This is a genomic window from Streptomyces sp. NBC_01477, assembly GCF_036227245.1.
GTDB lineage: Bacteria > Actinomycetota > Actinomycetes > Streptomycetales > Streptomycetaceae > Actinacidiphila.
Window position 1 is genome coordinate 6,774,281 of the sequence record NZ_CP109445.1, and the last position, 14,690, is coordinate 6,788,970.

Below are 14,690 nucleotides of genomic sequence, written 5' to 3' on the forward strand. Positions count from 1 at the left end.
CCCGCGGGCGAAAAACGGCGGGGGGAGACGCTGAGCGCCTCCCCCCGCCGTTGCGCTGGGCGTGAGCCAACGCAACAGTGACGGAAAGCGCAGCGCCCGCGAGGCCCTGCAGGAACAGCGCGCCCAGGAGCAGGCCAGGGCCAAGCGCAAGCGGACGCTCGTGGTGGCGGGCGGGGTGGTGGGCGTCCTCGCCGTCGCCGCCGTGATCGGCGTGGTCGTCGCCGACCACAACGACAACAGGGGCGACGCCATCGGCAGCCCGGCCGCCGCGCCCAGCGGAGCCACCGGCAAGGACAGCCTGGTGATCCCGGTCGGGGCCGCCGACGCGCCCTCGACCCTCACCATCTACGAGGACTTCCGCTGCCCGGCCTGCGACGCGTTCGAGAAGCAGTTCACGCCGACCATCCACGCGCTGGAGGACAGCGGGCAGCTGCGCACCGAGTACCACCTGGCGACGCTGATCGACGGCAACCTCGGCGGCACCGGCTCGCTGAACGCCGCGAACGCCGCCGCGTGCGCCCAGGACGCGGGCAAATTCCGCGCCTATCACGACGTCCTCTACGACAACCAGCCCGACGAGCAGGACGACAAGTTCGCCGACAAGAACACGCTGATCACCCTGGCCGGCAAGGTTCCGGGTCTGAAGACGGCGCCCTTCGCCGACTGTGTGAACGACGGCACCCACGACTCCTGGGTGCAGAAGTCGAACGCGGCCTTCGGCAGCTCCGGCTTCAACGCCACGCCGACCGTCCTGCTGAACGGCAAGAGCATCTACGGCCAGAACGCCCAGCTCACCCCGGCCAGCCTCAAGCAGATGGTGAGCGCCGCCAACAAGGGCAAGCAGCCGGGAAAGGTCACCGCCGCCCCGCCGTCCTGACCGGCTCCCCACGGCGCCCGGGACCCGGCGCCGAGCACCGCGCCGTTATCCATACGTAGCCGGGCGGGCTGCCGTCCACCCGTCCGGCACGGTAGCGTCGGACATTGCCATGGAACTCGCATTCATCCCCAGCCCCGCGCACGGCGTCGTCCACCTCGGACCGATCCCGCTGCGTGGCTACGCGTTCTGCATCATCATCGGCGTCTTCGTTGCCGTCTGGTACGGCAACAAGCGCTGGCTCGCCCGCGGCGGACGGGCCGGCACGGTTGCCGACATCTCCGTGTGGGCGGTGCCGTTCGGCCTGATCGGTGGCCGGCTCTACCACGTGATCACCGATTACGAGCTGTACTTCACCGATGGCAAGGACTGGGTCGACGCCTTCAAGGTGTGGCAGGGCGGGCTCGGGATCTGGGGCGCCATCGCCATGGGCGCGCTGGGCGCCTGGATCGGCTGCCGCCGCCGGGGGATCGCGCTGCCGGCGTACGCCGACGCCATCGCGCCGGGCATCGCCTTCGCGCAGGCCATCGGCCGCTGGGGCAACTGGTTCAACCAGGAGCTGTACGGCGGTCCGACCACCCTGCCGTGGGGCCTGAAGATCGACGCCGCGCACCGGCCGGACAACACGCCGGACCTGGCCACGTACCACCCGACCTTCCTGTACGAGTCGCTGTGGTGCGTCGGTGTCGCCCTGCTGGTGATCTGGGCCGACCGGCGCTTCAAGCTCGGCCACGGTCGGGCCTTCGCGCTCTACGTCGCCGCGTACACGGTGGGCCGGGCCTGGATCGAGCACATGCGCGTCGACTACGCGCACCGCATCCTGGGCATGCGTCTCAACGACTGGACAGCGATCGTGGTGTTCGTCGCCGCCGTCGCCTATCTGGTGCTGTCGGCCCGGCTGCGCCCCGGCCGTGAGGCGGAGGTGGAACCCGTCGCCGACAGCGTCCCGGCGCAGACCGCCGAGGACGGTACCGACGCACCCGCCGAAGCGGACGGCACCGCCGGTGAGCTGGCACAAGCTCCCGCGGCCGACTCCGTGAGCGGATCACCGGGTGACGCGGTGGAGCCGTCCGACGACGAGCCGGAGCCGGCCGATGAGCCGTCCAAGGCCGCCGCGGGGCCGGCAAGCGGACCGGCCGCCACCTAGTTTCCGCAGGTCAGGACAGCCTTTCCTTGCTGGCGGGCATCGCTCTGCCCGGGTACGGTCGAAGCCGTTGCCGGTCGGACGCGGCTTCACCGCCGCGCGGGGAGGGTGATCCGTATGACAAGCGCCGCCGTCGATAACGCCGCCGCCACGCCGTACCACGTCCCCCACCATGTGCACCGGGACGTGACCGGGGGCTGGCTGCGGCCCGCGGTCTTCGGGGCGATGGACGGCCTGGTGTCCAACCTCGCGCTGATGACCGGTGTGGCCGGCGGCGATGTGAGCTCCCGCACCCTGGTGGTCACCGGCCTGGCGGGCCTGGCGGCCGGCGCCTTCTCCATGGCGGCCGGCGAGTACACCTCGGTTGCCTCCCAGCGCGAGCTGGTCCAGGCCGAGCTGGACATCGAGCGGATCGAGCTGCGCCGGCACCCCGAGGACGAGATGCGCGAGCTGGCCGAGCTGTACGTGGCGCGCGGGGTGGAGCCGGAACTCGCGCACGAGGTGGCCAGGCAGCTGTCCGCCGACCCCGAGCAGGCGCTGGAGATACACGCCCGCGAGGAGCTGGGCGTGGACCCGACCGACCTGCCCTCGCCGGTGGTCGCCGCGGGCTCGTCGTTCGTGTCGTTCGCGCTGGGCGCGCTGCTGCCGGTACTGCCGTATCTGCTCGGCGCCGACGTCCTGTGGCCCGCGGTGCTGCTGGCGCTGGTCGGGCTGTTCGGCTGCGGGGCCGCTGTGGCGCGGATCACCGCCCGGTCCTGGTGGTACGGAGGACTTCGGCAACTGCTCTTGGGTGCGGCGGCCGGCGGAGTTACCTTCGTATTGGGCGCGCTCATCGGCACCGCCGCCGGCTGAGTCGGTACACCCGGGAAGCAGTCCGCCACAAGCGGCATGTTTCCCCGCCGTTTCAGCTCCTGCCGCAACGGGCATCACTCGGTAACGCACCGGCAGCGCCGCCAGGGCACGCGCCGGATTCGTCGGTCGGACCCCGGTCAGACGCTGGCCCGAAATGGCTGTTCCACCTCCTCGGTACGTCCACATGCTGGAATTGAGTATCCGCTTCTCGAACACTCAGCCATCATGTAACCTGCACGAAATCGCAGAGGGCCAACGTCGTCCCTGTTGCGCACGCCTGGAAACAGGCGATGCATACAAGCCAAAGACGACGACGGGAGAGCCATGCGTTCGCGTTCCGCGTTCATGGACGGGCGACCCGCCCCGCAGGGGATGTACGACCCCCGCAACGAGCACGACGCCTGCGGTGTCGGCTTTGTGGCCACCCTCACCGGCGAGGCGAGCCATGACCTCGTGGAGCAGGCGCTCACCGTCCTGCGCAACCTGGAACACCGCGGAGCCACCGGCGCCGAGCCCGACTCGGGTGACGGCGCGGGCATACTCCTCCAGGTCCCCGACGCGTTCCTGCGTGCCGCCGCCGGCTTCGAGCTGCCCGCCGCCGGGCACTACGCGGTCGGCCTGGCCTTCCTGCCCGTCGAGACCGAGGACCGCGCCAAGGCCGTCGATGCCATCGAGCGGATCGCCGCGGAAGAGGGCCTGACCGTCCTGGGCTGGCGCGAGGTCCCGGTCGCCCCCGAGCTGCTGGGCGCCACCGCCCGCTCGACCATGCCGTACTTCTCCCAGCTCTTCGTCGCCGACACCGCCGGCGGGCTGGGCGGTATCGAGCTGGACCGGCCCGCCTTCGTGCTGCGCAAGCGCGCCGAGCGCGAGGCCGACGTCTACTTCCCCTCGCTGTCCGCCCGCACCCTGGTCTACAAGGGCATGCTCACCACCGGGCAGCTGGAGCCGTTCTTCCCCGACCTGTCCGACCGCCGCTTCGCCACCGCCATCGCGCTGGTGCACTCCCGCTTCTCCACCAACACCTTCCCCAGCTGGCCGCTCGCCCACCCGTACCGCTTCGTCGCGCACAACGGCGAGATCAACACGGTCAAGGGCAACCGCAACTGGATGCGGGCCCGCGAGTCGCAGCTGGCCAGCGACCTGTTCAGCGGCGACCTGGAGCGGATCTACCCGGTCTGCACCCCCGAGGCGTCCGACACCGCGTCCTTCGACGAGGTCCTCGAACTGCTGCACCTCGGCGGACGCTCGCTGCCGCACAGCGTGCTGATGATGATCCCGGAGGCGTGGGAGAACCACGAGGCGATGGACCCCGCCAGGCGGGCGTTCTACCAGTACCACTCCACGCTGATGGAGCCCTGGGACGGCCCGGCCTGCGTCACCTTCTCCGACGGCTCGCTCGTCGGCGCGGTCCTGGACCGCAACGGTCTGCGCCCCGGCCGCTACTGGGTCACCGACGACGGCCTGGTCGTCCTGGCCTCCGAGTCCGGTGTGCTGGACATCGCTCCGAGCAAGGTCGTCCGCAAGGGCCGGCTCCAGCCGGGCCGGATGTTCCTGGTCGACACCGTCTCGCACCGGATCGTCGAGGACGACGAGATCAAGGCCGGTATCGCGGCCGAGAACCCGTACGCCGACTGGCTCGAAGCCGGCCTGGTCGACCTCGCCGACCTGCCCGAGCGCGAGCACATCGTGCACACCCACGCCTCGGTCACCCGGCGCCAGCAGACTTTCGGCTACACCGAGGAGGAGCTGCGGGTCCTGCTCGCCCCGATGGCCAGGACCGGCGGCGAACCGCTGGGCTCGATGGGTACGGACTCGCCGATCGCCGCGCTGTCCGACCGCCCCCGGCTGCTGTTCGACTACTTCACCCAGCTGTTCGCCCAGGTCACCAACCCGCCGCTGGACGCCATCCGCGAAGAGCTGGTCACCTCGCTGATCTCCACCATCGGCCCCTCGGGCAACCTGCTGGAGCCCAGCCCCGCGTCCTGCCGCAACCTCACCCTGCCCTTCCCGGTGATCGACAACGACGACCTGGCCAAGCTCATCCACGTCAACGCCGACGGCGACATGCCGGGCCTGAAGGCCGCCACCCTGTCCGGCCTGTACCGGGTCACCGGCGGCGGCGACGCGCTCGCCGCCCGGCTCGCCGAGATCTGCGCCGAGGCCGACGCCGCCATAGAGGACGGCGCCCGGCTGATCGTGCTGTCCGACCGGCACTCCGACGCCGAGCACGCCCCGATCCCCTCGCTGCTGCTCACCTCCGCCGTGCACCACCACCTGATCCGTACCAAGCAGCGCACCCAGGTCGGACTGCTGGTCGAGGCCGGCGACGTCCGCGAGGTGCACCATGTGGCGCTGCTGATCGGCTACGGCGCCGCGGCCGTCAACCCCTACCTGGCCATGGAGTCCGTCGAGGACCTGGTCGCGGCCGGCACCTTCCTCAGCGGCATCGAGCCCGAGGCGGCGCTGCGCAACCTGATCAAGGCGCTCGGCAAGGGCGTGCTCAAGGTCATGTCCAAGATGGGCATCTCCACCGTGGCCTCCTACCGCGGCGCCCAGGTCTTCGAGGCCATCGGCCTGGACACCGACTTCGTGGACACCTACTTCCACCTCACCGACAGCAAGATCGGCGGGGCCGGCATCGACGTCATCGCCGCCGAGGTCGCCGCCCGGCACGCCAAGGCCTACCCGGTCTCCGGCATACAGACCGCCCACCGCCGCCTGGAGATCGGCGGCGAGTACCAGTGGCGCCGCGAGGGCGAACCGCACCTGTTCGACCCGGACACCGTCTTCCGGCTCCAGCACGCCACCCGCACCCGCCGCTACGACATCTTCAAGCAGTACACCGAGCGGGTGAACGAGCAGTCCGAGCGGCTGATGACGCTGCGCGGCCTGTTCGGCCTGAAGTCCGAGCGCGAGCCCCTCGCGATCGACGAGGTCGAGCCGGTCACCGAGATCGTCAAGCGGTTCTCCACCGGCGCCATGTCGTACGGCTCGATCTCGCGCGAGGCGCACGAGACGCTGGCCATCGCCATGAACCAGCTCGGCGGCAAGTCCAACACCGGCGAGGGCGGCGAGGACCCGGAGCGGCTGTACGACCCGGCCCGGCGCAGCGCCATCAAGCAGGTCGCCTCCGGCCGCTTCGGCGTCACGTCCGAATACCTGGTCAACGCCGACGACATCCAGATCAAGATGGCCCAGGGCGCCAAGCCCGGCGAGGGCGGCCAGCTGCCCGGCCACAAGGTCTACCCGTGGATCGCCGGCACCCGGCACTCCACCGCGGGCGTCGGCCTGATCTCCCCGCCGCCGCACCACGACATCTACTCCATCGAGGACCTCGCCCAGCTGATCCACGACCTGAAGAACGCCAACCCCAAGGCGCGGGTCCACGTCAAGCTGGTCTCCGAGGTCGGCGTCGGCACGGTCGCCGCGGGCGTCAGCAAGGCGCACGCCGACGTCGTCCTGATCTCCGGCCACGACGGCGGCACCGGCGCCTCCCCGCTGACCTCGCTCAAGCACGCCGGCGGCCCCTGGGAGCTGGGCCTGGCCGAGACCCAGCAGACACTGCTGCTCAACGGGCTGCGCGACCGCATCGTCGTGCAGACCGACGGCCAGCTCAAGACCGGCCGCGACGTGGTCATCGCCGCGCTGCTCGGCGCCGAGGAATTCGGCTTCGCCACCGCACCGCTGGTGGTCTCCGGCTGCGTCATGATGCGCGTCTGCCACCTGGACACCTGTCCGGTCGGCGTCGCCACCCAGAACCCGGTGCTGCGCGACCGCTTCTCCGGCAAGCCCGAATTCGTGGTCAACTTCTTCGAGTTCATCGCCGAGGAGGTCAGGGAGATCCTGGCCGAGCTGGGCTTCCGCAGCATCGAGGAGGCCGTCGGCCACGCCGAGCTGATCGACGCCGGCCGCGCCGTCGACCACTGGAAGGCGCAGGGCCTGGACCTGGCCCCGCTGCTGCACGTGCCCGCGCTGCCCGAGGGCGCCGCACTGCACCGCACCACCGAGCAGGACCACGGCCTGGCCAAGGCGCTGGACAACGAGCTGATCAGGCTCGCCGCCGAAGCCCTGGAAAGCGGCGCCCCGGTCCGCGCCCAGGTGCCGATCCGCAACGTCAACCGCACGGTCGGCACCATGCTCGGCCACGAGGTGACCAAGAAGTACGGCGGCGCGGGCCTGCCCGAGGGCACGATCGACATCACCTTCACCGGCTCCGCGGGCCAGTCCTTCGGCGCGTTCCTGCCCAAGGGCATCACCCTGCGGCTCGAAGGCGACGCCAACGACTACGTCGGCAAGGGCCTGTCCGGCGGCCGGGTCGTCGTCCGCCCCGACCGCGGCGCCGACCACCTCGCCGAATACTCGACCATCGCGGGCAACACCATCGCCTACGGTGCCACCGGCGGCGAGCTGTTCCTGCGCGGCAGGACCGGCGAGCGCTTCTGCGTCCGCAACTCCGGCGCCACCGTCGTCTCCGAAGGCGTCGGCGACCACGGCTGCGAATACATGACCGGCGGCCGTGCCGTCGTCCTCGGCGCCACCGGGCGCAACTTCGCGGCCGGCATGTCCGGCGGCATCGCCTACGTCCTCGACCTGGACCCGGCCGCCGTCAACCCCGGCATGGTCGCCGTCGAAGCGCTGGACGCGGACGACATCACGTGGCTGCACGATGTGGTGCGCCGTCACGCCGAGGAGACCGGCTCCACCGTCGCCGAGCGGCTGCTCACCGACTGGGGCGCCGCCCTCACCCGCTTCGGCAAGGTCATGCCGAGGGACTACAAGGCAGTGCTCGCCGCCAAGAACGCCGCCGAGCAGGCCGGACTCTCCGAGTCCGAGACCACAGCGAAGATGATGGAGGCAGCAAATGGCTGACCCCAAGGGCTTCCTCACCACCGGCCGCGAAACCGCCCCGATGCGCCCGGTCGAGGAGCGCAGGCAGGACTGGAACGAGGTCTACGTCCCCGGCGGGCTGCTGCCGATCATCAGCAAGCAGGCCGGCCGCTGCATGGACTGCGGCATCCCGTTCTGCCACAACGGCTGTCCGCTGGGGAACCTGATCCCCGAATGGAACGACTACGCCTACCGCGAGGACTGGCGGGCCGCCTCCGAGCGGCTGCACGCCACCAACAACTTCCCGGAGTTCACCGGGCGGCTGTGCCCCGCGCCCTGCGAATCGGCGTGCGTGCTGGGCATCAACCAGCCCGCCGTCACCATCAAGAACGTCGAAGTCACCATCATCGACAAGGCATGGGAGGCCGGCGACGTCACCCCGCAGCCGCCCGAGCGGCTGTCCGGCAAGACCGTCGCCGTCATCGGCTCGGGCCCGGCGGGCCTGGCCGCCGCCCAGCAGCTCACCCGGGCCGGCCACACCGTCGCGGTCTACGAGCGCGCCGACCGGATCGGCGGACTGCTGCGCTACGGCATCCCCGAGTTCAAGATGGAGAAGCGGCACATCAACCGGCGCATCGAGCAGATGCGCGCGGAGGGCACCAAATTCCGCACCGGTGTGCAGATCGGCACCGACCTCGACGCCGCCAAGCTCGCCAAGCGCTACGACGCCGTCGTCATCGCGGCCGGCGCGACCATCTCCCGCGACCTGCCGGTCCCCGGCCGGGACCTGAACGGCATCCATGTGGCGATGGACTACCTGCCGCTGGCCAACAAGGTGCAGGAGGGCGACTTCGTGGCGCCCCCCATCACCGCCGAGGGCAAGCACGTCGTCGTCATCGGCGGCGGCGACACCGGCGCGGACTGCGTCGGCACCGCACACCGGCAGGGCGCGCGGTCCGTCACCCAGCTGGAGATCATGCCGCGACCCTCCGACGAGCGCCCGACCGGCCAGCCCTGGCCGACGATGCCGGCCGTGTACAAGGTCACCTCGGCGCACGAGGAGGGCGGCGAGCGGGTCTACGCCGTCAACACCATGAAGTTCACCGGCGACGCGGACGGCAACGTGCGCGAGCTGCACCTGGTCGAGGTCGCCTTCCAGGACGGGGTGTTCGTCCCGCAGACCGGCACCGAGAGGATCATCCCGGCCGACCTGGTGACCCTCGCGATGGGCTTCACCGGCACCGACCAGTCCAACGGCCTGGTCGACCAGCTCGGCCTCGACCTGGACGCCCGCGGCAACATCGCCCGCGACGGCTCCTACGCCACGAACGTCGCCGGCGTCTTCGTCGCCGGCGACGCGGGACGCGGCCAGTCGCTCATCGTCTGGGCCATCGCCGAGGGCCGCTCGGCCGCCAAGGCGGTCGACGCGTACCTCACCGGGGTGCCGTCCGCCCTGCACGCGCCGATCCGTCCCACCGACCGCCCGCTGACCGTCTGACGGTCCCCCGGATGTCCCGCACAAAGGCGTGCGGAACGCAGTAACACCAGCAGCGCCCGCCACTCCCCGACCAAGGAGGCGGGCGCTGTTTCCTTTCCCGACCGGGCCGGAAGACGCCCCGCGTCACGTGTCGACGGCCAGCTCCGTGTGGCACAGGGCGCAGCGGGCCCGCAGCCGTCCCCGGCAGGGCAGGCGGATGCGCTGGAAGCAGGTGGGGCAGGGGAAGGCGACCCGCACGGCCGAGCCGACCGACTCGAAGGAGTAGTCGGGTCCCGGCGCGAGCGCCCGCCGGTCCTTGGCGTAACGGCGCCTGGCCGCCCAGCCCGCCGCGGCCAGCGGCGCCCTGCGCAGGTCCTGCCCCGCGCGGTCCAGACCCGCCCGATAGGCGTCGCGGGCCTGCGGACTGCGGAACCACGGCTCGACGTCCTCACCGAACGCGGCGGCCCGCTTGGCCAGCACGTAGCCGAACTCCTCCGGCGTGAGATAGCCCAGCTTGTACGCCGACATCATCAGCCGCTCACCGCGGATCGCCGCCTCCTCGCGGTACGCGTCCAGCAGCAGCCAGCCCGCGCCGAGATACGTCGTCACGGTGTCGGTCAGGATCTCGTTGTCCCGGGTGCCGGGGAATTCCAGGTCGAGCCGGTGCAGGTGGACATGCATCACCTCGTGCGCCAGCGCCGCCCCGACATCGCGCCGGTCGGCCCTGAACCGGGAGTGCAGCTCGATGAAATACTCCGGGCCCGCCGCCAGTTCGACATTCCCCGCGTGCACCATGTCGCGGAAGCCGACCACCATACGGGCGTCCGGCAGCCGGAAGTGCTGCACCATCACCCGGGCCACCCGCTGGGCGCCCAGATACAGGTCCTCGTCCGCCGGGAAGTCCACCAGCTCGGGGTGCACACTGCTGGGAAACCGCTGCACACCGTCCGCCGACAACCGCCGGTAGAGCGCGGTGAGCGCCGCCCGCACCGTGTCGAGATGCGGGAAGCCGTGCACGATGGCCCCGCCCCCGGCAGTCGCCGCACCCGGCTCCGCGTACTCGGCCATGACCACCTCCCCGTACCCGACGAGCCTACGCGCAGCCCCCCGCGGCTGTCCTGGACGGCACGGGTTACGGCAGCATGTGGCGCATGCCTGTTCTGACCCACGCCGAGGCCGAGACCCGTGCCCGCGACCTGACCGTCCACCATTACGCGCTCGACCTCGACCTGACCGGCGGCGACGAGGGGTTCGGCTCGGTCGCCGTGATCCGCTTCCTGGCCCGCCGCGACTGCGACACCTTCGCCGAGATCCGGCCGACCGCCCTGCGCCGCGTCGTCCTCGACGGCCGCGACCTCGACCCCGGCCTGCTGGCGGACAACCGGATCCCGCTGGCCGGCCTCACCGAGGGCGAGCACGAACTGCGGGTCGAGGCGGACATGCCGTACTCGCGCACCGGCGAGGGCATGCACCGCTTCACCGACCCCGAGGACGGTGAGACGTACCTCTACACGCAGCTGTTCATGAACGACATGCAGCGCGTCGCCGCGTCCTTCGACCAGCCCGACCTCAAGGCCGTCTTCGACGTCTCGGTCAGCGCCCCGGCCGAGTGGACCGTCCTCGGCAACGGCATCGCCACCAGGACCGCCCCGGGCCGCTGGCAGCTCGCCACCACTCCGCCGCTCGCCACCTACTTCGTCGCCGTCGCCGCCGGACCCTGGCACTCGGTGCGCACCGAGCACGCCGGGCTGCCGTTCGGCCTGCACTGCCGCCGCTCGATGGCCCCCTACCTCGACCACGACGCGCCCGCGATCTTCGACATCACCCGGCGCTGCTTCGACCGCTACCACGAGCTGTTCGGCGAGCCGTACCCGTACGACTCCTACGACCAGGCCTTCACCCCGGAATTCAACGCCGGGGCGATGGAGAACCCCGGACTGGTCACCTTCCGCGAGGACTTCGTGCACCGGTCGGCCGTCACCCCGGTCGAGGCGCAGTTCCGCGGGGTGGTCATCGCGCACGAGATGGCGCACATGTGGTTCGGCAACCTCGTCACCCTGCGCTGGTGGGACGACATCTGGCTGAACGAGTCCTTCGCCGAGTACATGGGCTTCCAGGTGCTGGCCGAGGCCACCGGGTTCACCGGCACGTGGACCGACTTCGCGGTCGCCCGCAAGGCCTGGGGCTACGACGCCGACCAGCGCCCCTCCACCCACCCCGTCGCCCCCGACCCGGAGGCGGTCCCGGACACCGCGTCCGCGATGAACAACTTCGACGGCATCTCCTACGCCAAGGGCGCCTCCGCGCTGCGCCAACTCGTCGCCTGGCTCGGGCCCAAGGACTTCACCGCCGGGCTCAACACGCACTTCGCCCGGCACCGCTTCGGCAACGCCGCGCTCGCCGACTTCCTCGACTCCCTCGGCACCGCCACCGACCGCGACGTCCCCGCCTGGGCCGCGGCCTGGCTGCGCACCTCCGGCGTGGACACCCTCACCCCCGCGGTCGCGCCCGGGGCACCCGAGGGCGGCTGGCGGCTGGAGATCGGCCACCGCGGGCACCGCCCGCACCACATCGGGGTCGGGCTCTACGATCGGGCCGTCGCCGACCCCGGCGCGCTCGTGCTGCGCGACCGGCTCACCGTCGACATCGCCGCGGACTCCGTCGTCGAACAGCACGACCTGACCGGGCCCGCGCCCGACCTGATCCTGCTCAACGACGGCGATCTGACCTTCGCCAAGGTCCACTTCGACCCGCAGTCCTGGGCGACCCTGCGCGACACCCTCGGCGGGCTGCCCGACCCGCTCGGGCGCGCGGTCGCCTGGAACGCGGCACGCAACCTCGCACGCGACGGGCTCATCGCACCCGCCGAGTACCTGGCGCTGACCGCCGCGCACCTTCCCGGCGAGCGGGAACCCGGCATCGTGGACGCCGTCCTCACCTTCTGCCGCAACCAGCTCACCGACCAGTTCCTCGACCCGGCGCTCCGCCCCGGGGCGCTGCGCACCCTGGCGGAGACCGCCCGCGGGCTGCTCGCCGCGGGCCTGGAGGGCACCCGGCTCAGCGCCACCCGCGCGATGGTCGACGCGGCGCTCGACACGGAGGAGCTGCGCGGCTGGTACGACGAGGGGGAGATCCCCGGGGGCACGCCCCTCGACCCCGAGCTGCGCTGGCGGATGCTGCTGCGGCTCGCCGTGCTCGGCGCGGCCGGCCCCGCCGACATCGACGCGGAACTGGTCCGCGACCCGAGCGCCGTCGGGCGCGAGGGCGCCGCCAGGTGCCGGGCGGCGCTGCCGGACGCCGAGGCCAAGGCTGCCGCGTGGCAGGCGATGTTCCACGACGACTCGCAGTCGAACTACCTCTTCACGGCCAACGCGCAGGGTTTCTGGCACCCCGAACAGGTGGAGCTCACCGGCGAGTACGTCGGGCGGTACTTCACGGACGTCGTCGGGCTCGCCGCCCGGCGCGGCACCGCGATCGCCGAGGCCGCCGGGCGGGTGGCCTTCCCGCACACCGCCGTCGCGGACGGGACGCTGCGCCTGGGCCGCGAGTGCCTCGACGACCCCGCTGTCACCCCGGCCCTCCGCCGCGCCCTCGCCGACCGCCTCGACGACCTGTCCCGCACCCTCCGCATCCGCACAACCTGACCCCCGCCCCGGCCCCGCAGTTCCCCACGCCCCTCCGGCCCCGCCCTCCACCACCGAGGCCCCCCCCGGGGGCGCGGGGAACTGCGCGCGCAACCACCGCGGTGGTGAAGACGGGATGCCACCGCGAGTGGCACCCCCCAGGGGCGCAGGGGAACTGCGCGACAAGCCACGACGGCGTGGAGGTCGAGGCGCCAGCGCACGGGGCAGCCCCCGGGGGGCGGCCGAGACGCACCGCAAGCGCGAAGGCCGCCGCGAGTGGCACCCACCTGGGGGCGCGGGGAACTGCGCGCGCGACCACGACGGCGCGGAAGGCGAGGCGCCGCCGCAAGCGGCAACAACCCCCTGCGCGCACAAGCGAAGCGCTCGCCGGCGTGGCCCGGGGGAAAAGGGGCGTACCGCCACGCGGGGTGAATCGTTGTGCTGGGGGAGGAGAGAACGGTGGTGGAGGACGGTTGAAGGAGATGCCCGGCCTGGCGGGCGGGCGCCACGGCCCGGCCGAACTGCGCCCCCTGGTCGAAACAGTGCTGGCCGCCCTGGAGCAGGGCGCAGCCGCCCGCGGCGGCCCGCTGCCCGCGGGCGGCCCGAAGGAGACCGCCAGGCGCGTGGCCGGCGCCCTGGGCCGGCCCCTGCCGGCCGACGGCACCGGCGCCCACGAAGCCCTGCACACCCTCGTGCGGGAAGTGGCGCGGGGCGCCGCCGACCCGGCGGACCCGCACTGCGCCGCCCACCTGCACTGCCCGCCCCTCGCCCTGTCCGCGGCAGCGGAATTAGCCGCGGCCGCGCTGAATCCGTCGCTGGACTCCTGGGACCAGGCCCCGGCCGCCACCGAGATCGAGACGCGGGTCGCGGCGGCGCTGGCCGCGGTGGTCTACCCGGACCTGCCGGCCCCCGACGCGCTGATGACGACCGGCGGCACGGAGTCCAACCAGCTGGCGCTGCTGCTGGCGCGGGAGCGGGCGGCCGGCGGGCCGCGCGTGCAGGTGGTGTGCGGGGCGAACGCCCACCACAGCGTGCAGCGCGCCGCCTGGCTGCTCGGCCTGCCGAGCCCGGTCGTCGTACGGACCCCCGCCGGTGTCCTCGACCCGGCCGACGTGGACGCCGCCCTCGACGAACTGCCCGGCCGCGCCCTGCTCGTGGCGACCGCGGGCACCACCGACACCGGCGCGATCGACCCGCTGCCGCAGCTCGCGCAGGCCGCCGCCCGGCACGGCGCCGAGCTGCACGTCGACGCGGCCTACGGCGGCACACTGCTGTTCAGCCGGCACGAGTCCGGCAAGCTCGACGGGCTGCAGTCCGCCGTGTCCGTCACCCTCGACCTGCACAAACTCGGCTGGCAGCCGGTCGCGGCGGGCCTGCTGGCCGTACCCGACGGCGCCGCGCTGCGACCGCTGGGCCACCAGGCGGACTACCTCAACGCCGCCGACGACACCGAAGCGGGGCTGCCCGATCTGCTGGGCAGGTCGCTGCGCACCACCCGCCGCCCCGATGTGCTGAAGATCGCCGTCACCCTGCGGGCGCTGGGCCGCGAGGGCCTCGGCGCCCTGGTGGACGCCGTCTGCGGGCACGCGCACCAGCTCGCCGACGCGGTCGACCGGCACCCGGCGCTCGACCTGCGCGGGCGGCCCGTGATCAGCACCGTCCTCTTCCGCCCCAAGGACACCGACGACGAGCAGGTGGCGGCGCTGCGGCGGGAGCTGATGCACGAGGGCCGGGCGGTGCTCGGGCGGGCGGCGGCGGACGGCCGGCTGTGGCTCAAAGCGACCGTGCTCAACCCGCACATCCGCCCGCAGGACCTCGACGCCCTGCTCCGCCTGGTGACCGACGCGCGGGCCAGGCAGACCCGGGCGGCGCCGTGAGCCGCCCGGCGCCGTA

At 72.4% G+C, this 14,690-nt stretch carries 8 protein-coding genes; 7 read left to right on the plus strand and 1 reads right to left on the minus strand.

The window, feature by feature from the left end; genetic code table 11:
• The first annotated feature begins 61 nt into the window (after positions 1-61).
• The 5 genes from OHA86_RS28815 (at position 62) to OHA86_RS28835 (ending at position 9,195) form a co-directional block, all read left to right on the plus strand.
• On the plus strand, positions 62-877 hold the full coding sequence (locus tag OHA86_RS28815; protein WP_329179860.1) for a DsbA family protein: 816 nt from the start codon (positions 62-64) through the stop codon (positions 875-877).
• Positions 878-986: 109 nt separating this feature from the next.
• Entirely contained in the window at positions 987-2,021 is a 1,035-nt protein-coding gene (lgt, locus tag OHA86_RS28820) for a prolipoprotein diacylglyceryl transferase (RefSeq protein WP_329179862.1), read from the plus strand.
• A gap of 114 nt (positions 2,022-2,135) precedes the next feature.
• On the plus strand, positions 2,136-2,870 hold the full coding sequence (locus tag OHA86_RS28825) for a VIT1/CCC1 transporter family protein (RefSeq protein ID WP_329179864.1): 735 nt from the start codon (positions 2,136-2,138) through the stop codon (positions 2,868-2,870).
• Positions 2,871-3,194: 324 nt separating this feature from the next.
• Positions 3,195-7,739 (plus strand): glutamate synthase large subunit, encoded by a 4,545-nt coding sequence (gene gltB / locus OHA86_RS28830; RefSeq protein ID WP_329179866.1) that lies wholly within the window; start codon positions 3,195-3,197, stop codon positions 7,737-7,739.
• The gene (locus OHA86_RS28835) at positions 7,732-9,195 is read left to right on the plus strand and encodes a glutamate synthase subunit beta (protein WP_329179867.1); all 1,464 of its coding nucleotides are present in this window, start codon (positions 7,732-7,734) and stop codon (positions 9,193-9,195) included. The genes gltB and OHA86_RS28835 overlap by 8 nt, the downstream gene beginning before the upstream one ends.
• Positions 9,196-9,318: 123 nt before the next feature.
• Here the strand turns inward: OHA86_RS28835 and OHA86_RS28840 are convergent, their stop codons facing one another.
• The gene (locus OHA86_RS28840; protein WP_329179869.1) at positions 9,319-10,242 is read right to left on the minus strand and encodes a hypothetical protein; all 924 of its coding nucleotides are present in this window, start codon (positions 10,240-10,242) and stop codon (positions 9,319-9,321) included.
• An 83-nt stretch (positions 10,243-10,325) separates the two neighbouring features.
• On the opposite strand from OHA86_RS28840, the gene pepN reads away from it, so the two are divergent.
• Together pepN and OHA86_RS28850 are read left to right on the plus strand one after the other, a co-directional pair.
• Positions 10,326-12,818: an aminopeptidase N gene (gene pepN / locus OHA86_RS28845; RefSeq protein WP_329179870.1), complete on the plus strand. Its 2,493-nt coding sequence runs from the start codon at positions 10,326-10,328 to the stop codon at positions 12,816-12,818.
• A 461-nt stretch (positions 12,819-13,279) separates the two neighbouring features.
• Entirely contained in the window at positions 13,280-14,674 is a 1,395-nt protein-coding gene (locus tag OHA86_RS28850) for a pyridoxal phosphate-dependent decarboxylase family protein (RefSeq protein WP_329182594.1), read from the plus strand.
• The last annotated feature ends 16 nt before the right edge of the window (positions 14,675-14,690 follow it).